Annotated in this window: 15 protein-coding genes; 9 read left to right on the forward strand and 6 right to left on the reverse strand. The window is 61.8% G+C overall.

Features of this window, described 5'->3' with window-relative positions; genetic code table 11:
- The first annotated feature begins 116 nt into the window (after positions 1–116).
- Positions 117–2,414, forward strand: a complete 2,298-nt coding sequence (locus QSV36_RS18805) for a YgiQ family radical SAM protein (RefSeq protein ID WP_225779426.1) — start codon at positions 117–119, stop codon at positions 2,412–2,414.
- 8 nt (positions 2,415–2,422) lie between these two features.
- Here QSV36_RS18805 and QSV36_RS18810 read toward each other — a convergent pair whose 3' ends face one another.
- Complete coding sequence (locus QSV36_RS18810) at positions 2,423–6,622, reverse strand: hypothetical protein (RefSeq protein ID WP_289133703.1); 4,200 nt, start codon at positions 6,620–6,622, stop codon at positions 2,423–2,425.
- 405 nt (positions 6,623–7,027) lie between these two features.
- On the opposite strand from QSV36_RS18810, the gene azu reads away from it, so the two are divergent.
- Entirely contained in the window at positions 7,028–7,477 is a 450-nt protein-coding gene (gene azu / locus QSV36_RS18815) for an azurin (RefSeq protein ID WP_289133704.1), read from the forward strand.
- Positions 7,478–7,588: 111 nt separating this feature from the next.
- On the opposite strand, the gene nadE is transcribed toward azu, so the two are convergent.
- The gene (gene nadE / locus QSV36_RS18820) at positions 7,589–8,416 is read right to left on the reverse strand and encodes an NAD(+) synthase (RefSeq protein ID WP_289133705.1); all 828 of its coding nucleotides are present in this window, start codon (positions 8,414–8,416) and stop codon (positions 7,589–7,591) included.
- Between the two features lie 3 nt (positions 8,417–8,419).
- A complete protein-coding gene (gene pncB / locus QSV36_RS18825) occupies positions 8,420–9,625 on the reverse strand; it encodes a nicotinate phosphoribosyltransferase (protein ID WP_289133706.1) in 1,206 nt (401 codons plus the stop codon).
- A gap of 523 nt (positions 9,626–10,148) precedes the next feature.
- Between pncB and QSV36_RS18830 the strand changes: the two genes are divergently transcribed.
- From QSV36_RS18830 to QSV36_RS18860, 7 genes are all read left to right on the forward strand, one after another.
- The gene (locus QSV36_RS18830) at positions 10,149–11,285 is read left to right on the forward strand and encodes a branched-chain amino acid ABC transporter substrate-binding protein (protein ID WP_289133707.1); all 1,137 of its coding nucleotides are present in this window, start codon (positions 10,149–10,151) and stop codon (positions 11,283–11,285) included.
- A 154-nt stretch (positions 11,286–11,439) separates the two neighbouring features.
- On the forward strand, positions 11,440–12,354 hold the full coding sequence (locus QSV36_RS18835) for an ABC transporter permease subunit (protein ID WP_013974411.1): 915 nt from the start codon (positions 11,440–11,442) through the stop codon (positions 12,352–12,354).
- Positions 12,355–12,356: 2 nt separating this feature from the next.
- Entirely contained in the window at positions 12,357–13,658 is a 1,302-nt protein-coding gene (gene livM, locus QSV36_RS18840) for a high-affinity branched-chain amino acid ABC transporter permease LivM (protein ID WP_186672592.1), read from the forward strand.
- Positions 13,655–14,530 carry an ATP-binding cassette domain-containing protein gene (locus QSV36_RS18845; RefSeq protein ID WP_289133708.1) on the forward strand — a complete coding sequence of 292 codons (876 nt, stop codon included), beginning with the start codon at positions 13,655–13,657 and terminating at the stop codon, positions 14,528–14,530. Before livM ends, QSV36_RS18845 begins: the two co-directional genes overlap by 4 nt.
- Positions 14,527–15,243 (forward strand): ABC transporter ATP-binding protein, encoded by a 717-nt coding sequence (locus QSV36_RS18850; RefSeq protein ID WP_289133709.1) that lies wholly within the window; start codon positions 14,527–14,529, stop codon positions 15,241–15,243. The genes QSV36_RS18845 and QSV36_RS18850 overlap by 4 nt, the downstream gene beginning before the upstream one ends.
- 38 nt (positions 15,244–15,281) lie before the next feature.
- Positions 15,282–15,581: a hypothetical protein gene (locus tag QSV36_RS18855; RefSeq protein ID WP_289133710.1), complete on the forward strand. Its 300-nt coding sequence runs from the start codon at positions 15,282–15,284 to the stop codon at positions 15,579–15,581.
- Between the two features lie 254 nt (positions 15,582–15,835).
- Positions 15,836–16,603 carry an SDR family oxidoreductase gene (locus QSV36_RS18860; RefSeq protein ID WP_289133711.1) on the forward strand — a complete coding sequence of 256 codons (768 nt, stop codon included), beginning with the start codon at positions 15,836–15,838 and terminating at the stop codon, positions 16,601–16,603.
- Between the two features lie 302 nt (positions 16,604–16,905).
- Here QSV36_RS18860 and QSV36_RS18865 read toward each other — a convergent pair whose 3' ends face one another.
- The 3 genes from QSV36_RS18865 to QSV36_RS18875 all read right to left on the reverse strand — a co-directional run bounded on the left by QSV36_RS18865 (position 16,906) and on the right by QSV36_RS18875 (position 19,394).
- Positions 16,906–18,003, reverse strand: coding sequence for an AGE family epimerase/isomerase (locus QSV36_RS18865; protein ID WP_289133712.1), 1,098 nt, complete (start codon positions 18,001–18,003; stop codon positions 16,906–16,908).
- A 94-nt stretch (positions 18,004–18,097) separates the two neighbouring features.
- Positions 18,098–18,730 carry a TetR family transcriptional regulator gene (locus QSV36_RS18870; protein WP_289133713.1) on the reverse strand — a complete coding sequence of 211 codons (633 nt, stop codon included), beginning with the start codon at positions 18,728–18,730 and terminating at the stop codon, positions 18,098–18,100.
- A gap of 121 nt (positions 18,731–18,851) precedes the next feature.
- Positions 18,852–19,394 (reverse strand): phage infection protein, encoded by a 543-nt coding sequence (locus QSV36_RS18875; RefSeq protein WP_289133714.1) that lies wholly within the window; start codon positions 19,392–19,394, stop codon positions 18,852–18,854.
- Positions 19,395–19,528 lie beyond the last annotated feature (134 nt).

The following is a 19,528-nucleotide window of genomic DNA, read 5'->3' on the forward strand; positions in this document are numbered from 1 at the left end:
AGGAGCGGCGTTGTTCATCGGTATCCGTGAATCCGACAACCATCGTCGGATTTGGTCAAAATTTGTGCTATATTCCGCGCCCGCGATTTTCCTGCACACCAGAACCGGTCACTGACATGCAAGCAGCCAAACCACTCTACGACTATCCCAAGTACTGGGCCGAATGCTTCGGGCCAGCACCTTTCCTGCCAATGAGCAGGGAGGAGATGGATCTGCTCGGCTGGGATTCCTGCGACATCATCATCGTGACCGGCGATGCCTACGTCGACCACCCATCGTTCGGCATGGCCATCATCGGCCGCCTGCTGGAGGCCCAGGGCTTCCGCGTGGGCATCATCGCCCAGCCGAACTGGCAGTCGAAAGACGACTTCATGAAGCTCGGCGAGCCGAACCTGTTCTTCGGCGTGGCTGCGGGCAACATGGACTCGATGATCAATCGCTACACCGCGGACAAGAAGATTCGTTCCGACGACGCCTACACTCCCGGCGGCCTGGCCGGCAAGCGCCCCGACCGCGCCAGCCTGGTCTACAGCCAGCGCTGCAAGGAAGCCTACAAGCACGTTCCGATCGTGCTGGGTGGCATCGAAGCGTCGCTGCGCCGGATCGCCCACTACGACTACTGGCAGGACAAGGTGCGCCATTCGATCCTGATCGACGCCAGCGCCGACATCCTGTTGTTCGGCAACGCCGAGCGTGCAGTGGTTGAGGTGGCCCAGCGCCTGGCCAGTGGCGAGAAGATCGAAAGCATCACTGACGTACGCGGTACTGCCTTCGTGCGCCGCGATACTCCCGAAGGCTGGTACGAGATCGATTCCACGCGCATCGACCGCCCGGGCCGCGTGGACAAGATCATCAACCCGTACGTGAACACCCAGGACACCCAGGCCTGCGCCATCGAGCAGGCCAAGGGCGAGGTCGAAGACCCGAACGAAGCCAAGGTGGTGCAGATTCTCGACAGCCCGCGCATGACCCGCGACAAGTCGGTCATCCGCCTGCCGTCGTTCGAGAAGGTGCGTAACGACCCGGTGCTGTATGCCCATGCCAACCGGGTGCTGCACCTGGAAACCAACCCCGGCAACGCCCGTGCCCTGGTGCAGAAACATGGTGAAGTGGATGTGTGGTTCAACCCGCCACCCATTCCCATGACCACCGAGGAAATGGACTACGTGTTCGGCATGCCGTACGCCCGTGTGCCTCACCCGGCCTATGGCAAGGAGCGCATCCCGGCCTACGAGATGATCCGTTTCTCGGTGAACATCATGCGCGGCTGCTTCGGTGGCTGCACCTTCTGCTCGATCACCGAGCACGAAGGCCGCATCATCCAGAACCGTTCGCACGAGTCGATCCTGCACGAGATCGAGGAGATGCGCGACAAGGTGCCGGGCTTTACCGGCGTGGTCTCCGACCTGGGCGGCCCGACCGCCAACATGTACCGCATCGCCTGCAAGAGCCCTGACATCGAGAAGCACTGTCGCAAGCCGTCGTGCGTGTTCCCTGGCATCTGCGAGAACCTCAACACCGACCACAGCTCGCTGATCGAGCTGTACCGCAAGGCGCGTGCCCTGCCAGGTGTGAAGAAGATCCTGATTGCTTCGGGCCTGCGTTACGACCTGGCCGTGGAGTCGCCGGAATACGTCAAGGAGCTGGTCACCCACCACGTCGGCGGCTACCTGAAGATCGCCCCGGAGCATACCGAGCGTGGCCCGCTGGACAAGATGATGAAGCCGGGCATCGGTACCTACGACCGCTTCAAGCGTATGTTCGAGAAGTTCTCGAAAGAGGCGGGCAAGGAGCAGTACCTGATCCCGTACTTCATTGCCGCGCACCCGGGCACCACCGACGAAGACATGATGAACCTGGCGCTGTGGCTGAAGGGCAATGGCTTCCGCGCTGACCAGGTGCAGGCGTTCTACCCGTCGCCGATGGCCTCGGCCACGGCCATGTACCACTCGGGCAAGAACCCGCTGCGCAAGGTGACCTACAAGAGCGAAGGCGTGGAAATCGTCAAGAGCGAGGAGCAGCGTCGCCTGCACAAGGCGTTCCTGCGCTACCACGACCCGAAGGGCTGGCCGATGCTGCGTGAAGCGCTGCAGCGCATGGGCCGCGCCGACCTGATCGGGCCGGGCAAGCACCAGCTGATCCCGTTGCACCAGCCACAGACCGACAGTTACCAGAGCGCGCGCCGCAAGAACTCGACCCCGGCGGGTAGCCACAAGGTGGGCAAGGAGCAGAAGGTCCTTACTCAGCACACCGGCCTGCCGCCACGTGGCAGCGATGGCAGCAAGCCGTGGGACAAGCGCGAGAAGGCCAAGGCCGAGGCGTTTGCGCGTAACCAGCAGGCGGCCAAGGAGCGCAAGGAAGCGGGCAAGGGCGGCAAGGGCAAGAAGCCGCGGCAGCCCGTGATCCCGCGCTGATCAATGGTTCAAGGCGTATTCGGCAAGCCTTCGAACACCCGAAGGCTGCCGTTGCGCATCAGGCTCTGCAACTTGAACAGCACTTCGGTGCACGACGGGCAAACGGGCAGCTTGGAGTACAAGGTTGCTGAACTGATGCTTTCGAAGTCGATGCCATCGGCCTTGAGCCTTTCCAGAATGTGGTTTTCCGAATCACGCATTCTGGGGTTCGGGTTGCTTTTGACGAACTTCCACGGCGTCGATGTATCGGGAAGCGCAAATGCGGGCTTGCGCCTTCTCAGTTCGCCGCGGGTTGGTTGCGCATCGATATAGCGAGTACCGTCCGGGCCGACCGCGACGTTCCCTTCTCTCCGCCATCCGGAAAAGATTGGCGAATCTGCCCCTTTGAGGAAGCGCGTAAGCTTCGTTTCGAACCCGTTGCCTGCGTGTCCCGACACGCTGAAATAGACTGCGGATGTGGTGGGCGTGGTATTGAAGGTGAGTTTCAGGTAGGCCAGGTTCTGTTGCCCGGCAATGGCCCTGACAGCCGTGGGGCGGGTTATGCGGTCAATGTCCCAGCGTTGCCGTGGGCTGAGAATCCGATTGAGTTGGGTGGCAATATCGTTGAGGTCCGGACTAGCTGTGTGTCGGCTGACCGTACCCCATGACGTCGCCGTGGCTCGCGCAGTCTGGTTGAGGCGCAGCTGGGTAAAGTGGCAATACAGCGCAGCCTGTGCTGCCGTGGTGCCCATGTCGAAATGGTTGCTCATGAACACATCGAACTGCGGCAGGCCACGATAGTTCGCCAGGTGTTGGGTGACTTTCGCAAGCTGTGCGTCCAGTTCTTCCGCGCTCAGCGGAAGGATCTTCACATGGGCGTCGTAACTGCCAGCGTAGATCAAGGCGAGGGTGTCGTTCTCATCGGGGGATGCCGGGATGGGGCTGCTTGGGCGGAACTTCACAAGCGTTACTGCGCCATCGCCCGGGCTCCAGCGCCCGCTGTAGTAAACGCCCGGGTCGACACGTGTCACCAGGAATGTGACGCCATCCGAGCGGCGGGGGGCGAGCACCGCAGAGAGCGTGTGGCTTTCGCTGAAGCCTGTATAAATGCCGCCCCGGATCTTGATCGCCTTGAACACCTCGTTGCCGCCGAGTACCTCTACTACGAGGGTGGGGTTGTACTGGTCATAGCCCAGCGCCCTGTTTTTCGGTACTGGTCGCAAGTTTCGAAGCCGCCATGGCTTGCCGTCGAAAACGTACTTGTAGTTTCGCGTCTGTACTGTCCGGTCGTTGAACCACGGCACGACATCACGGCCTGGAGTATGCTCGCGGGGAAACGTTCCGCTGCCGATCAGGCAGACAGTCCTGCCTCGGCCATAGCGCGGGCGGCGACAGCGGGGCAGGTTCGCCAGCGGTTTCTGGATTTGTAGCGAGGCGGGGTCGACTCGCTGTAGCTGCATGCCGACCCGTTTGTATAACAAGTCGTTGGACTGCAGAAAGAGATCGTCCCCCCAGCGCACCCACTGCTTGGACAAGCCAGGCAATGAATCGACGATCTGCGCCGCTGCCCCACTGCTATTGATCGGCAACACCTCGGGCGGCCTCAGGCTCAGGCTACCGAAGTCGTCGATCTCCACCAGCCTTGGCCCGTAGGGCCTGGCTGTGTGGAGGTCAACCAGGTAGAGGGCAGAGGCGCTCTCCTGGCTTGAGTGCACCCATTGGGTGACAACCCTGGGGCACTGTTCCACGCGCCGTAATTGATAGCCAGGCTGTTTTCCCGGGTAGTCGCCTGCAAGGGTGGGCTTTACCTGCGTCATGCCGGCACTGTAGTTCACCCTGTCCAATGTTTTCCTGACGGTTTTCACGGCATTACGCAGTTGACGAAGTGCGCTTGCCGTCAATTGCAGGATCTTCGGTCCAGCGCTGCCCAACAGGTGTACCAGCCCGTAAAACGGAATGACCATCCCTGCGATGTTGTGGCTGGCGACGATCGACAGTCGGGTGAATGACCGCGTCAGGGCGGGCATACACAGGCGCGCGCTGATATAGGCTGCACGAAGGCCGGATCGGGAACCAGTGATGAGGGTACGCAAGGCAGCGGCGTGCAGTTGCTGCAAGGCGACACGGCTGGCGGAGCCAATCTGTCTCAAAGGCGCTCCAATCATGATCAGGTCCATCAGGCCGGTTCCGATGCCTTGGCGTACCAGCCCGGGCCGGTCTTCCCTGACTCCCTGGAGGATGTCCTCGACAGGCTTCCAGAATGGAATGGCGGCCTTGAGCAAGGTGTATAGCCGATTTGGCGCCTCACTGTCGGTCATGCCCTTGGCCTGCTGGCGAAGGCTGGCCGTGTCTGCCAGGAAGTGCGTTGCGCAGGCCACGGAGGCGAAACGTTCGAGAAGTTGCCGGAAGGAACTGTCGCCACCCGGGATGTGAGCGATGCGTTGAATGATGACGCTGGATTTCTGCCCGCTTCGCGGTAGTGCCAAGCCCTGATAGGCATCCCAGTCCAGCGCCTGGCGGGTGCCGGAGTGCCAGCCGGAGTGGGTGTTCGAACCCAACGGGTTGCCGTGGAATGGCTCAGGATAGCGGATCTGGCCCCCTTCACTAAACTTGAAGTCGCCACGCCGAACAATTTCTCCCGCCCATGGGAACACTTCATAGCAACGCCGTTTGCCTGATTTGAGCACCCGTATCAGCAACCCGGCGCGGCCGACCAGGTGGCTGATGCCCGTGGTCTCGTCATGGCTGACCGTTCGCCCACTCGCCACCCTCACCTGAAACAGTTCAAGCTCAGCCTGTTCAATGAAATGGCGCTCCGAGACAGGCAACTGAGCCAGCAGTTCCGTGAGTTGCCACTTCAGCGCGGTTTCGAAGCTGGCGAGCCAGGTGTCGAAATCACGCTCGAACCTGGCGCTGATGTCCGGCAGGCCCAGTGCCGCCAGGCTACGGCTGTTCAATGGGTTCCAGGTCGCGAAATCACCTGAGGTATAGACCTCCCAGGCAGGACGCGAGTGGGTTCTGTCCGAGGTGACGAAGCCTCCGGCGCCTCTGATGGGCTCTGTCGAATAGCACGGCGTTTCCGGGTCGATGCCATGTTTGCGCAATTGCGCCTTGGCCATCTCGAAACGCACGGGCATGGGGATGGACAGCTTGGCGACGCAGTCGAGCAACTGCATCTGGTAAGCCTGGAAGTCGGCATACGCCTGGTTCACATCGGCTTCACTGAACGTCTCGTTGGGCGACGCTGCAATCTTGGCATTGGCCACCGCCCACTCCAGCACCGGTTGGTTCGAAGCGCTCTCAAACAGCGGCGCAAAGTCAACTGGATGGCGTTTTTTCAATGAGTGAGGCAGCAGCAGGATTTCCGTGCTGGACTTGCGGCGTGTGTCGCCTGGGCTGAGCAGCTCGCCGAGGTTCACGGCGCTCTGGAAATGGACCCAGCGGGCACTGCTGCGATAGACCATCTCGCCTGGCAGGTCGCTGATCTGCCAGGCCGCCGGGAAACGGGGCATGAGCAGGTAGCGGGCAAGTGTCAGGTGGCTGTGCTGGGTCAATGCTCTGCCCCTGAGCAGGTGCTCATCCAGCGCGGTGAAGATTTCGTCGATGGTCATGCCCGCATGGCTGGGGCTGGTGAAATCGAAGCCCAGCAGGTCGTTGTCCGGAGCCAGGGCCAAGGCCAGGCAGTGGCGCAACAGTTTCAGTCGGAGAATGGGCGACTGGGGTTCGCTGCCGTCCGAACCGAACCACTGCAAGGCTTGCTGGACGCGGGCCACGAGGTCACGCATGCACGGCGCTTGTTCGGCATCGGCCAGCAACGTAGCCGGTTGGTGAAACCTGTCTTGAATATTCTCCTCTTCACCCCAGGCTGCAAGGATGGCGTCGAACAGAATGCCCTGGCCAGGCTCGAATGCAGCGGCCATCTCCTCGGCAATCAGGCGATTTTGTTCAGTGCTCAACAGCGGGTGAGCGTCGGCGCTATGGCGGATGAGGTGGTCGAGCAGCAGCTCCTGCAGGTCGCCCAAGTGCAAGCGCAACGCCTGCAGCGCCGCTGCCGAGGTCGGCGTGGGCTGGCCTACCTGCGCGAGCGCCTGTACGGCCCACTGCTGTCTGCCGAAATCTTCCGGCGCCTCCAGTGTCAGGCAGTACTCGCGCAGGCGCGCGATGTTGTCGAGTCTTGGGGTGTTCCACGCGGCGTAGGGCGGAACGAAGGGGGGCTTGGTAGCGTTCATGGCTGGAACCTGAAGAGGATAGGGCCTCAAGTTCAGCAACAGTTACCCGGCCGGGTGCGTTAGTTATTCATGCAATTGCCAGACAGGGTAAGGCCCGTGCGGGGCGTTCCACGGCAGGTTTCACTCCGGGCGGGAGAATTCACAGATCGCCCCCGTCGCGCCATGGGCGTAGGCTGCCAGCAGGCTGTTCATCAGGCTACCAAGGGTCATTTCGTATTGCTCCTAAATGAGAGGTTGTCCCATCGTCCAATAAAAGGGCATGATGTGCTCTTGAATTGGTTGTATACAATCGATTGAACAATTCTACTGGCTGGCCGCTTGACAGCACCTTGACCCATATCAGCAAGGGGCTGAACGGTTTCAGGCAGTCTCGCAATTGATAAAACCCTGCCAAGGAGATTCATGATGTTTGCGAAAGCTGTAGCGGTATCCCTGCTGACCCTCGCCAGCGCCTCTGTCTTCGCAGCCGAGTGCTCGGTGACTGTCGACTCGACCGACCAGATGTCCTACAACACCAAGGAAATCACCGTCGACAAGAGCTGCAAGGAATTCACTGTCAAACTCACCCACTCCGGTAGCCTGGCGAAGAACGTCATGGGCCACAACCTGGTGATCAGCAAGACTGCCGACATGCAGGGCATCGCCACCGAGGGCATGAGCCAAGGCCTGGACAAGGACTACATCAAGGCTGACAACGCCGCGATCATCGCCCACACCAAGATGATTGGCGCGCCTGAAAAAGAAACCGAAGTGAAGTTCGACACCAGCAAACTGGAAGCCGGTGGCGACTACAGCTTCTTCTGCACCTTCCCGGGCCACATCTCGATGATGAAGGGCAAGGTCGTCGTCAAGTAATCAAAGCCTGACGGTGAACCCTGTGGGAGTGGGTTCACCCGCGAATGCGTCGGTGGTTTTACCATCGTATTCGCGGGTGAACCCGCTCCCACAGGTCTTTCTACGGCTTGATCAAGGGGCGAACGGGAGTTCGCGCTTGTGCTGGGTCTTGCGGTAGGTGGCGACGATGATGTCGAACGCTTCCTGGTCAACCGGCAGCCCATGCAGGAAGGCATCGATCTGCTGGTAGGTCACGCCATGGGACGCTTCATCCGGCTTGCCCGGCGCCAGGTCTTCCAGGTCTGCGGTCGGCACTTTCTCCACCAGTGATTCCGGCGCGCCAAAGCTGCGCGCAATTGCCCGCACCTGGTTTTTCACCAGCCCGCTCAGCGGCGCCAGGTCGCAGGCCCCATCGCCGAACTTGGTAAAGAAGCCCATTACCGCCTCGGCGGCGTGGTCGGTGCCGATCACCAGGCCGCCACGGGCACCGGCGATGGTGTACTGGGCTACCATGCGGGTACGAGCCTTGACGTTGCCAACGACGAAGTCGACCAGCGTCGGAGAGCCGTTCTTCAGCTCGACCACTTCGGCTGCCAGGGCCTTCACCGCCGGGGCGATATCGACCGTGTGCACTTCATCGGCCTTGATCACCTCCAGGCACGCCTGGGCATCGTGCTCGTCATGCTGCACGTGATACGGCAGGCGCACGGCGATGAAGGTATAGGCCTTGTCACCGGTTTCGGCACGCAGCTCGTTGATGGCGCGCTGGGCGAGCAAGGCGGCGGCCAGCGAGTCGACGCCGCCGCTGATGCCCAGCACCAGGGTCTTGAGCCGGGCGTTGGCCAGGCAATCCTTGATGAACGCCACGCGCCGGGCCACTTCGGCCTCGAGCGCGGCGGCGTCGGCGAACGGCGGCTGTACCTTCAGCGCCTGGGCAATCTCTTGCTGAACCGCTTGCATGGGTTACTCCTTGCTGGGGACTTTGAATACGTGGCGCATATAGGCGACGAAGTTCTCGTCGCGGCATTGGGTCTTGGCGGCTTCGTCGGAAATTTTCGCCACGGGCGCGCCATTGCAGTCGGTCATTTTAAGCACGATGCTCATCGGCGCCACGCCCGGGATGTCACAGGTGAGGTTGGTGCCGATGCCAAAGCTCACGTTGATGCGACCGCGCAACGCGCGGAAGATTTCCAGGGAACGGGTCAGGTTGAGACCATCGGAGAACACCAGGGTCTTGGTCATCGGGTCGATACCCAGTTTCTGGTAGTGGGCGATGGCCTTTTCTGCCCAGGCCACCGGTTCGCCAGAGTCATGCCGCAAGCCATCGAACAGCTTGGCGAAGTACAGGTCGAAATCGCCGAGGAAGGCATCCATGGTGATGCAGTCGGTCAGGGCGATGCCGAGCAGGCCGCGGTACTCGCGCACCCAGCAGTCCAGCGCGGCGATCTGGCTGTCGATCAGGCGCGGGCCGAGTTGCTGGTGGGCCATGATCCATTCGTGGGCCATGGTGCCCAACGGCTTGATATCCAGTTTCCATGCCAGGTCGACGTTGCTGGTGCCGACGAAACGGGCCGGGAAGTCGTCGCGCAGCACGCGCACCACTTCTTCCTGCACACGGCTGGAAAAACGTCGGCGGGTGCCGAAGTCGGCCACTTGCAACTCGGCCAGTTCATCGGCGCTGGCATGTGCGCGCAGCCAGTCGAACTTGCGGTATAGCTGGTCGCGCGCTTCGGCCAGGCGCATGCGAGGGTGCAGGTGGCGGTTGCGCACTTCGCTGATGATCGCCAGCAGCGGCACTTCGAACAGGATCACATGCAGCCACGGGCCTTGCAGGCGCAGGAACAGCTGGTTGTCTTCTATTCCCAGGCGCACGTAACGCAGGTTGAAGCGGAACAGCCGGAGAAAACGCAGGAAGTCGGGTTTGAGGAAGCTGATGCGTTCGAGGAAGGCCAGCTGGCCGTCGTCGAGGGTAAGGTCGCTGAGCTTTTCCAGCTGGTTGCGGATCTCGCCGAGATAGGGGCGCAGGTCCTCGCCATTGCGGCAGCGGAATTCCCATTCGACGTCGGCGTCCGGGTAGTTGTGCAACACGCCCTGCATCATCGTGAGTTTGTAGAAGTCGGTGTCGAGCAGGTTGTGCACGATGCGCTCGGCGAATGCGCTCTCGCTCATCAAGGGGGCTCCGGAAGCGGCGAATGGCGGACATTGTGCCAGCCTTTTGCGCCTTGTTGTGGCTGTACAGGCCGCTTTGCGGAAATGCCCGCTTCTACAGCTTCCTCGCAACGGGCACTTTTGAGCTGTTCATGGGCAAGCGGGCGTGCCCGCGAAGAGGTCGGAACAGCCAAAACACCGTGTGTTTCGGTGCACCCGCCAGCCTTGAAACGGTGCCGCCTGTAGCAGTCGCGCACCAGCAGTGTGCAGTTCGGTGACGTCTGCTGTTACAGGCCGGTTGCACGTAAACACTTGGCAGGGTTGCAATGATGGCACCCAGCGGTTGCTCCTTGTCTGTACGTGTGGTGGCGCCCGCCGCACGGCAGACGGTTGCACGCTCAATAAAGAAAAGGCCGTCGGTCGCCTGCAGACGCCCTCTACGGTGTGTTTTCCCGGAAGACAAAACCGATGGCACGGCCCTTGCTCGGAGCACAGGGCTGAGAAGTTGTAGTGCCAACCAAAAAAACTCTAGGAGCACCACCTCATGTCGCAGACGTTTTACAAGAAAGGTTTCCTGGCTCTGGCCGTAGCTACGGCACTGGGTGTTTCTTCGTATGTTCAGGCCGACGTCAAGATCGGTGTAGCGGGCCCCATGACTGGGGCAAACGCAGCGTTTGGCGAGCAGTACATGAAAGGTGCGCAGGCAGCGGCCGACAAGATCAACGCCGCCGGTGGCGTGAACGGCGAGAAGATCGTCCTGGTCAAGGGCGATGACGCCTGCGAACCGAAGCAGGCCGTGGCCGTGGCCAACCGTCTGGTCGACCAGGACAAGGTGATCGGCGTGGTCGGCCACTTCTGTTCTTCCAATACCATCCCGGCTTCCGAGGTGTATGACGAGGCTGGGGTCATTGCCATCACCCCGGGCTCGACCAACCCGCAGGTGACCGAGCGCGGCCTTTCCGCGATGTTCCGCATGTGTGGGCGTGACGACCAGCAGGGCATCGTCGCTGGTGACTACATCGTCGACGTGCTCAAGGGCAAGAAGGTCGCGGTGCTGCACGACAAGGACACCTACGGCCAGGGCCTGGCCGACGCGACCAAGGCGCAGCTGGAGAAACGCGGTGTCAAGCCGGTGCTGTACGAAGGCCTGACCCGTGGCGAGAAAGACTTCAGCGCCGTGGTCACCAAGATCCGCTCCACCGGTGCCGACGTGGTGTACTTCGGCGGCCTGCACCCGGAAGCCGGCCCGCTGGTGCGCCAACTGCGCGAGCAAGGCCTGAAGGACGTCAAGTTCATGTCCGATGACGGCATCGTCACCGACGAACTGGTATCCACTGCAGGCGGCGCGCAGTACGTCGATGGCGTGTACATGACTTTCGGTGCCGACCCGCGCCTGTTGCCGGACAGCAAGGCAGTGGTTGAGGAATTCCGCAAGAACGGCACCGAGCCTGAAGGCTACACCCTGTACGCCTACGCTTCGCTGCAGGCCTTGGCCGCTGCGTTCAACGGCGCCAAGTCGAACAAGGGCGAAGACGCTGCCGAGTGGCTCAAGGCCAACCCGGTGCAGACCGTCATGGGCGAGAAGAAGTGGGACAAGAAGGGTGACCTGACCGTGTCCGACTACGTGGTCTACCAGTGGGATGCCCAAGGCAAGTACCACCAGCTGGAAAAACAAAAATAACAACGGCCCACGGCCCGGGTTCACGCCCGGGCCCAAGCCCCGCGGTACCTGTCTTTATCCGTAGATCTGCACAGTACTGCGCTGCGAGGGCCGCCTAGTCCCAAGGCCCGCCGTGGTCGGCGCTCGTGCAATCTCAATCAGGTGAGATTGCGTTATGGATGGTATTTTCCTGCAGCAACTGGTCAACGGCCTGACCCTCGGGTCGGTCTATGGCCTGATCGCCATCGGCTACACAATGGTCTATGGCATCATCGGCATGATCAACTTCGCGCACGGCGAGGTGTACATGATTTCCGCGTACCTCGCGGCAATCAGCCTGGCATTGCTGGCTTACTTCGGTATCGAGTCGTTCCCCCTGCTGATGCTGGGCACCCTGTTGTTCACCATCGTCGTCACCGGCGTGTACGGCTTCACCATTGAACGCATCGCCTACAAACCCCTGCGCAACTCCACCCGCCTGGCACCGCTGATCAGTGCCATCGGCATTTCGCTGATCTTGCAGAACTATGCGCAGATCAGCCAGGGTGCCCGCCAGCAAGGCGTGCCGACCCTGCTCGAAGGCGCCTGGCGCGTCGAAGTCGGCACCGGCTTCGTGCAACTGACCTACACCAAGATCTTCATCCTGGTGGCCGCATTCGTGGGCATGGGCCTGCTCACCTACGTCATCAAGTACACCAAGCTCGGCCGCATGTGCCGGGCTACCCAGCAAGACCGCAAGATGGCCTCGATCCTGGGCATCAATACCGACCGGGTGATTTCCTACGTGTTCGTGATCGGTGCGGTAATGGCCGCGCTGGCCGGCGTGCTGATCACCATGAACTACGGCACCTTCGACTTCTATGCCGGCTTCATCATCGGCATCAAGGCCTTTACCGCCGCGGTGCTCGGCGGGATCGGCTCGCTGCCTGGCGCCATGCTCGGCGGGATCATCCTGGGTATTTCCGAGTCGCTGTTCTCTGGCCTGATCAACTCCGACTACAAGGACGTGTTCAGCTTCTCGCTGCTGGTGATGATCCTTATCTTCCGCCCGCAAGGCCTGCTGGGTCGCCCGCTCGTGGCTAAGGTGTGAACATGTCCATTGCCAAAACTGCCGCTGTACCCGAAACCAAGGGTTTCGACCTTAAACGCAGCCTGCTGGAGACCATCGTCGCCGGCCTGCTGGCACTCATCGTATTTGGCCCGGTCGTCGGCGTGGTCCTCGATGGCTACAGCTTCAATGCCGAGCCGCGTCGCGTGGCCTGGCTGGTCGGCGGGGTGATGCTGGGGCGCTTCCTGCTCAGCCTGTACCTGCAGACCGCCGCCGGTACGCGCATGCTACAGGGCTTCGAAAGTGGTGGCTCGGGTGTGCATGTGCGCGCGCCGGACTACGTGTCGCGGCTGCGCTACATCATTCCGGCGCTGGTGGTGATTGCCATCGTCTTCCCGATCTTCGCCAACAAGTACCTGTTGACCGTGGTCATCCTTGGCCTGATCTACGTGCTGCTCGGCCTCGGCCTGAACATCGTGGTCGGCCTGGCCGGCCTGCTCGACCTCGGCTACGTGGCGTTCTACGCCATCGGCGCCTACGGCCTGGCGCTGGGCTACCAGTACCTCGGCCTGGGCTTCTGGAGCGTGCTGCCACTGGCGGCCATCGCAGCGGCGCTGGCGGGTTGCATCCTCGGCTTCCCGGTGCTGCGGATGCACGGTGACTATCTGGCGATCGTGACCCTGGGCTTCGGTGAGATCATCCGCCTGGTACTGAACAACTGGCTGTCGTTCACCGGTGGCCCGAACGGCATGCCGGCGCCATCGCCGACCTTCTTCGGCCTGGAATTCGGCCGCCGGGCCAAGGACGGTGGGGTACCGATCCACGAGTTCTTCGGCTTCGAATACAACGCTAACCTCAAGTTCGTGTTCATCTACGCCGTGCTGTTCATGGTCGTGCTGGCGGTGCTGTACATCAAGCACCGCCTGACCCGCATGCCGGTCGGCCGGGCCTGGGAGGCGTTGCGCGAGGACGAGATCGCCTGCCGCTCGATGGGCCTGAACCATGTATTGGTGAAACTTTCGGCGTTCACCCTGGGCGCCTCTACTGCTGGCCTGGCGGGGGTGTTCTTCGCGACCTACCAGGGCTTCGTCAACCCGTCGTCGTTCACCTTCTTCGAGTCGGCACTGATTCTTGCCATCGTCGTGCTCGGCGGGATGGGCTCGACCGTTGGCGTGGTGATCGCGGCCTTCGTCCTCACCGTGGCGCCAGAGCTGCTGCGCAGCTTCTCGGAATACCGGGTGCTGCTGTTCGGTGTGCTCATGGTGTTGATGATGATCTGGCGACCGCGTGGGCTGATCCGCATCAGCCGTACCGGTGTGACCCCGCGTAAAGGAGTGGCGCCATGAGCGACGATATCATTCTCTCGGTCGACAACCTGATGATGCAGTTCGGTGGCATCAAGGCGCTCAGCGATGTCAGCCTGAAGGTCAGGCGCAACCAGATCTTCGCCCTGATCGGCCCCAACGGCGCCGGCAAGACCACGGTGTTCAACTGCCTCACCGGTTTCTACAAGGCCAGCGGCGGGCGTATCGAACTGAACGTGCGCGGCAGCCACACCAATGTCATCCAGCTGCTCGGCGAGCGCTTCCAGGCTGCCGACTTCGTCTCGCCGGCGCGCTTTGCCAACCGCCTCTACTACAAGATGTTCGGCGGTACCCACCTGGTCAACCGCGCCGGCCTGGCACGCACCTTCCAGAACATTCGCCTGTTCAAGGAAATGTCGGTGGTAGAAAACCTGCTGGTGGCCCAGCACATGTGGGTCAACCGCAACCTGCTGGCCGGGGTGCTCAACACCAAGGCCTACCGCAAGGCTGAAAGCGATGCGCTAGACCATGCGTTCTACTGGTTGGAAGTGGTCGACCTGGTCGATTGCGCCAACCGCCTGGCCGGTGAATTGTCGTACGGCCAGCAGCGCCGCCTGGAAATCGCCCGGGCCATGTGCACGCGGCCGAAAATCATCTGCCTGGACGAACCGGCGGCGGGCCTCAACCCGCAGGAAACCGAGGCCCTTAGCCGCATGATCCGCGTGCTGCGTGACGAGCACGACATCACCGTGGTGCTGATCGAGCATGACATGGGCATGGTCATGAGTATTTCCGACCATATCGTGGTGCTCGACCATGGCAACGTGATTGCCGAAGGCGCGCCGCAGGATATCCGCCACAACCCGACGGTGATCGCCGCCTACCTGGGTGCCGATGAAGAGGAACTGGTATGAGTGCGCCCATTCTCGAACTGAAGGACCTGGACGTCTTCTACGGGCCGATCCAGGCGCTGAAAAAGGTGTCGATGCACATCAACGAGGGCGAGACGGTCAGCCTGATCGGCGCCAACGGTGCCGGCAAGTCGACCTTGCTGATGTCGATTTTCGGCCAGCCGCGGGCAGCGTCAGGGCATATCGTCTATCGCGGCACCGACATTACCCGCAAATCGTCGCACTACATCGCTTCCAACGGCATCGCCCAGTCGCCGGAAGGGCGCCGGGTGTTCCCCGACATGACCGTCGAGGAAAACCTGATGATGGGCACCATCCCCATCGGCGACAAGCATGCCGATGCAGACATGCAGCGCATGTACGAGCTGTTCCCGCGGCTGAAGGAGCGACGCAACCAGCGGGCCATGACCATGTCCGGTGGCGAGCAGCAGATGCTGGCGATTGCCCGGGCGCTGATGAGCCGTCCGAAGTTGCTGTTGCTGGACGAGCCATCGCTGGGGCTGGCGCCGATCGTGGTCAAGCAGATCTTCGCGACCCTGCGCGAGCTGGCCAAGACCGGGATGACCATCTTCCTGGTCGAGCAGAATGCCAACCATGCGCTGAAACTGTCTGATCGGGCCTATGTGATGGTCAACGGGCAGATTCGCATGACCGGTACAGGGCAAGAGCTGCTGGTCAACGAGGAAGTGCGCAACGCTTATCTGGGCGGTCATTGAAGGGTCTCCGGGGCTGCGAAGGCAGCCCCGTTTCTGTTGTGGACAACCTGTTTCACATCCTTCCCGATTTACTCCACAAACCTGTCGCAAATCATTGTTTCCACACGCTGATGTTTTCCACGGTTAGTGTGGAACCGCCTGTGGAAAACATGGTGGCACTTGGCGCTATCCCTTTATCTACAAGGGGTGCAGCGTCATGGTCATTTTTTGATCAGTTGCCTCCGATTGAAGATTTCTGCTGTTTTGACGAAGCCTGCATGCAGGCTCAACGCCGCGAAGTGCCTGTGGATAACTATGTGAAAAACCCTTGGACAGACCGCTGCACGCGGCATGTTTGAAAGCCTTGCGCCATCACCTGAAGATATCCACCGACCATCCAGCGCTGAAAGGGTTCTGCCCAACAGACGAGTTGCCCCCAATCCATGGGGAAAGCCTTGTGGATAACGTGCGCATAGTTGGCGCCGGGCTCTCTGCAACAAGGGTTTGCCGCGCATGAGCAAAAAATGACCAGCGACCTCGACGACTTGCTGCCAGCGTCTGGCGCGGGCATGCTGCAAGGCTGCTGATGACAACCTACCGTGAGGAACAGAGCATGACGTCCACCGTATTCATCACTGGCGCGACTTCCGGATTCGGCGAGGCCACGGCCCGCCGCTTCGCCGAAGCCGGCTGGAAACTGGTGCTCACCGGCCGTCGCAAGGAGCGCCTCGATGCCCTGTGTGCCGAATTGTCGGCCAAGACCGAAGTACATGGGCTGGTGCTCGATGTGCGGGACCGCAAGGCCATGGAGCAGGCCATCGCCAACCTGCCGGCAGGCTTCGACAAGTTGCGCGGCCTGGTTAACAACGCTGGCCTCGCGCTGGGCGTGGATGCGGCGCAAAACTGCAGCCTGGACGACTGGGAAACCATGGTCGACACCAACATCAAGGGGCTGATGTACACCACACGCCTGCTGCTGCCACGGCTGATCGCCCACGGCCGCGGCGCCTCGATCCTCAACGTGGGTTCGGTGGCAGGCAACTACCCGTACCCGGGCAGCAACGTGTATGGCGGTACCAAGGCGTTCGTCGGCCAGTTTTCGCTGAGCCTGCGCTGCGACCTGCGCGGCACCGGCGTGCGTGTGAGCAATATCGAGCCGGGCCTGTGCGAGAGCGAGTTCTCCCTGGTGCGCTTCGGCGGTGACCAGGCCAAGTACGATGCGACCTACGCCGGTGCCGAGCCAATCCAGCCGCAGGACATCGCCGAGACCATTTTCTGGATCCTCAACCAGCCGGCGCATATCAATATCAACAGCCTGGAGCTGATGCCGGTGAGCCAGGACTGGGCAGGGTTCGCCATAGACCGGTCCGCCAAGAGTTGAGTTTCCACCGGCCGGCTAGTGCACCCTTTGTAGGAGCAACTGTCTTGCTCAATTTCTAAAAGCTGGCGCGGTCCCTGTGGGAGCGGGCTTGCCCGCGAACACAGGCGAAGCCCGTGCAATCCACCCCGGTGGTCTTCTTCGCGGGTAATCCGGCCTTGTGCCGCGAAAGGGCTGCAGAACAGCCCCAGTGTTTCAGCGCAGATGCACAAATTGCCGGGGCTGCTCTGCAGCCCTTTCGCGGCACAAGGCCGCTCCTACAGGGGCAATGCGCATGTCTGGCGTCATGCAGGGCCGCTGAAGCGTCAGCCCAGGCGTTGCAAGCCTTCCAGGCACGTCGCCAGGTGGTAGGGGGTGGTTGAAGGCATGTCATGCCGGCTGACCGCTCCCTCGCCGTCCCGGCATTCATACCAGCCCGCTTGCCGCAGGAATCGCGCTTCCAGCGCCTGCAGCTGCCCCGCCAGCTTCGCCTCGCCGCCTACGCGCAACACCAACGCCCGCAGATATTCAGCCTGCGCCCAGATGCGCTGGGTGGCATCCAGTACCTGGCCATCCACAGCCAGCATCGCCAGTACTGCCCCATCCTTTACCCCGTGCTGCTCGGCAAAGCCGAACGCCCGCTCGATAGACGCATGCAGCGGCGTGTCTCGCAGCAACGGCGAGGTATGCAGTAGATAGAACCACTCGAACTGATGCCCTGGCTCGAACCAGTTATCCACAGCACCACGTGGTTTTTCCAGCATCAGGCCATGGGCCGGTTCGATGAAGTGCGCCTGCAGGGCTTCGCACAGCTGCAGCAGCGACTGCCGGGTATGTTCGTCTTCACGTACTGCCAGCACTTGCAGGAACGCTTCGGCCAGATGCATCTGCGGGTTCTGCAGCGGGCCGCTGCCCAGGTCGGCCCAGTCCTCGCCCAGGCTGGCTTCGTACAAGCCATCGTCACGGGCGAACTGCTGGTCGATGACGTCCAGCGCTGCATTCAAGGTGGACTCCACCAGGCTTTCGCGCACCTTGCCCCAGTAGTGCGCGCAGGCGAACACGATGAAGGCATGGGTATACAGGTCCTTGCGCCGGTCCAGCGGCTTGCCCTGGGCGTCGATGCTGTAGAACCAGCCGCCGTGTTCGGCGTCGTGGAAGTGCTTCTGCAACGAGCGGAACAGGGCGGCCGCACGTTCGGCGGCGCCGGGCTGCCCGATGCGGCTGCTGAACAGGTACAGCTGTCGCGCGCAGGCCATGGCCCGGTAGCGTTGCACCGGTAACGGCTGGTGCTCGGCGTCGAGGGCCTCGTAGGGTAGCGCCATATCAGCGTTCCAACCCGGGCCTTGCCACAACGGCACGATGCGTTCGGCGAAATGCTGGTTGAAGCGGGCCAGTTCGGGCAGGGTCAGGCGGGGGTTGGACATTTAAGCGCTCGTCGCTATCGGGCAGGCCGCCATGGTAGCAGAACTGGGGTTTTCGGTAGCTGTGCCGGCGAAGAAGGCCAGTACAGGCAAGCGATCAGCCTGGGTTGCCCAACCCTTGCCAGTGGCGCGCGCCGACGAAGATGAAGCGCAACTGCTGGGTGATCTTTTCCTGTGGCGTCAGCGCCTGTGGATAACCCCGCTCCGGGCTGTCGATCAGTTCCGGCAGGGTGGCAAACACGGTCTTCACCACCAGGTCGGCCATCACCGCCAGCGCTGCGCTGTCCAGGTGCTGCCAGCGCTTCATCCGCGCAAGGTCGGTAGCCAGGTCGTCGCTGATGTCCTGGCGCAGGCGGGCAATGGCCTGGCGGACTGCCTGCGAACCGCCGTACTGCTCGCGGGCGAGGAACAGGAACTGTGCGCGGTGGGCGGCGACCACGTCGAGAAAGATACGCACCGAGGCGTCAGTAATGCCGCCCAGCTCGAATTCGTTGTGGCGCACCAGGCGAATAGTCTGGCGGAACGTGGCGTCGACCTCGGCCACCAGGGCCAGGCCCAGGGCGTCCATGTCGGAGAAATGCCGGTAGAAGCCGGTGGGCACGATGCCGGCGGTCTTTGCCACTTCGCGCAGGCTGATACTGCCGAAACCACGGCCACTCTCCATGAGCTGGCAGGCGGCATCAAGCAGGGCCTGGCGGGTCTGTAGCTTCTGTTCGGCGCGCGGCAGCATGGTGCGAGCTTCTGTGACGGTGAGGCTGGGCACTCTAGTGAAAAAAACAAAGCCCGGTCAATGGACCGGGCCTGGAGGGGAGGCGGTGTTGCGACAGAGATTGTTCTTTTCGGCCATGGGTTCAGCTCACACGGCTGATTGCGACCAAGCGATCAGAACCACCTTCGGCGACACGGCCGGCACGTTCGATCAGGCGATCGGAGCCACCTTCAGCAACACGGCCAGAGCGTTCGATCAGGCGATCAGAGCCACCTTCGGCGACGCGGCCAGTGCGTTCGATCAGGCGATCGGAACCACCTTCGGCAACGCGGCCAGTACGTTCGATCAGGCGATCGGAGCCACCTTCGGCAACGCGGCCAGTGCGTTCGATCAGGCGATCGGAGCCGCCTTCGGCAACGCGGCCAGTACGTTCGATCAGGCGATCGGAGCCACCTTCGGCGACCCGGCCAGTGCGTTCGATCAGGCGATCGGAGCCACCTTCGGCAACGCGGCCAGTGCGTTCGATCAGGCGATCAGAACCACCTTCGGCAACCGTCTTAAGCGGCTGGGCGATCTCGGCAGCGCTGGAGCGCGATTCGGCGGTCAGGTGTTGCTCGTCGGCTGGCAAGGCAAAAGCGTTGGCAGCCAGAATGGACAGGGTCAGGGTCAGCAGGTGGCGTTTCATGATTCGGTGCTCCTCTCGGGGGCTGGAAAGTGGGTACGGAGCCAATGCTACGCCGGGTAACGCCAGAGAGAAGTTCATACGGGTAATGGTAACAATCGACCGTATTGATAGAGACCATGAACAGCTCTAGCTCA

The organism is Pseudomonas sp. BCRC 81390, from assembly GCF_030341915.1.
Taxonomy (GTDB): Bacteria; Pseudomonadota; Gammaproteobacteria; order Pseudomonadales; family Pseudomonadaceae; genus Aquipseudomonas.

What these genes read in the sequence shown, in the direction of transcription:
- QSV36_RS18805 (WP_225779426.1), top strand. Translation starts at nt 117, where the DNA reads ATGCAAGCAGCCAAACCACTCTACGACTATCCCAAGTACTGGGCCGAA.
- QSV36_RS18810 (WP_289133703.1), bottom strand. Translation starts at nt 6,622, where the DNA reads ATGAACGCTACCAAGCCCCCCTTCGTTCCGCCCTACGCCGCGTGGAAC.
- azu (WP_289133704.1), top strand. Translation starts at nt 7,028, where the DNA reads ATGTTTGCGAAAGCTGTAGCGGTATCCCTGCTGACCCTCGCCAGCGCC.
- nadE (WP_289133705.1), bottom strand. Translation starts at nt 8,416, where the DNA reads ATGCAAGCGGTTCAGCAAGAGATTGCCCAGGCGCTGAAGGTACAGCCG.
- pncB (WP_289133706.1), bottom strand. Translation starts at nt 9,625, where the DNA reads ATGAGCGAGAGCGCATTCGCCGAGCGCATCGTGCACAACCTGCTCGAC.
- QSV36_RS18830 (WP_289133707.1), top strand. Translation starts at nt 10,149, where the DNA reads ATGTCGCAGACGTTTTACAAGAAAGGTTTCCTGGCTCTGGCCGTAGCT.
- QSV36_RS18835 (WP_013974411.1), top strand. Translation starts at nt 11,440, where the DNA reads ATGGATGGTATTTTCCTGCAGCAACTGGTCAACGGCCTGACCCTCGGG.
- livM (WP_186672592.1), top strand. Translation starts at nt 12,357, where the DNA reads ATGTCCATTGCCAAAACTGCCGCTGTACCCGAAACCAAGGGTTTCGAC.
- QSV36_RS18845 (WP_289133708.1), top strand. Translation starts at nt 13,655, where the DNA reads ATGAGCGACGATATCATTCTCTCGGTCGACAACCTGATGATGCAGTTC.
- QSV36_RS18850 (WP_289133709.1), top strand. Translation starts at nt 14,527, where the DNA reads ATGAGTGCGCCCATTCTCGAACTGAAGGACCTGGACGTCTTCTACGGG.
- QSV36_RS18860 (WP_289133711.1), top strand. Translation starts at nt 15,836, where the DNA reads ATGACGTCCACCGTATTCATCACTGGCGCGACTTCCGGATTCGGCGAG.
- QSV36_RS18865 (WP_289133712.1), bottom strand. Translation starts at nt 18,003, where the DNA reads ATGTCCAACCCCCGCCTGACCCTGCCCGAACTGGCCCGCTTCAACCAG.
- QSV36_RS18870 (WP_289133713.1), bottom strand. Translation starts at nt 18,730, where the DNA reads ATGCTGCCGCGCGCCGAACAGAAGCTACAGACCCGCCAGGCCCTGCTT.
- QSV36_RS18875 (WP_289133714.1), bottom strand. Translation starts at nt 19,394, where the DNA reads ATGAAACGCCACCTGCTGACCCTGACCCTGTCCATTCTGGCTGCCAAC.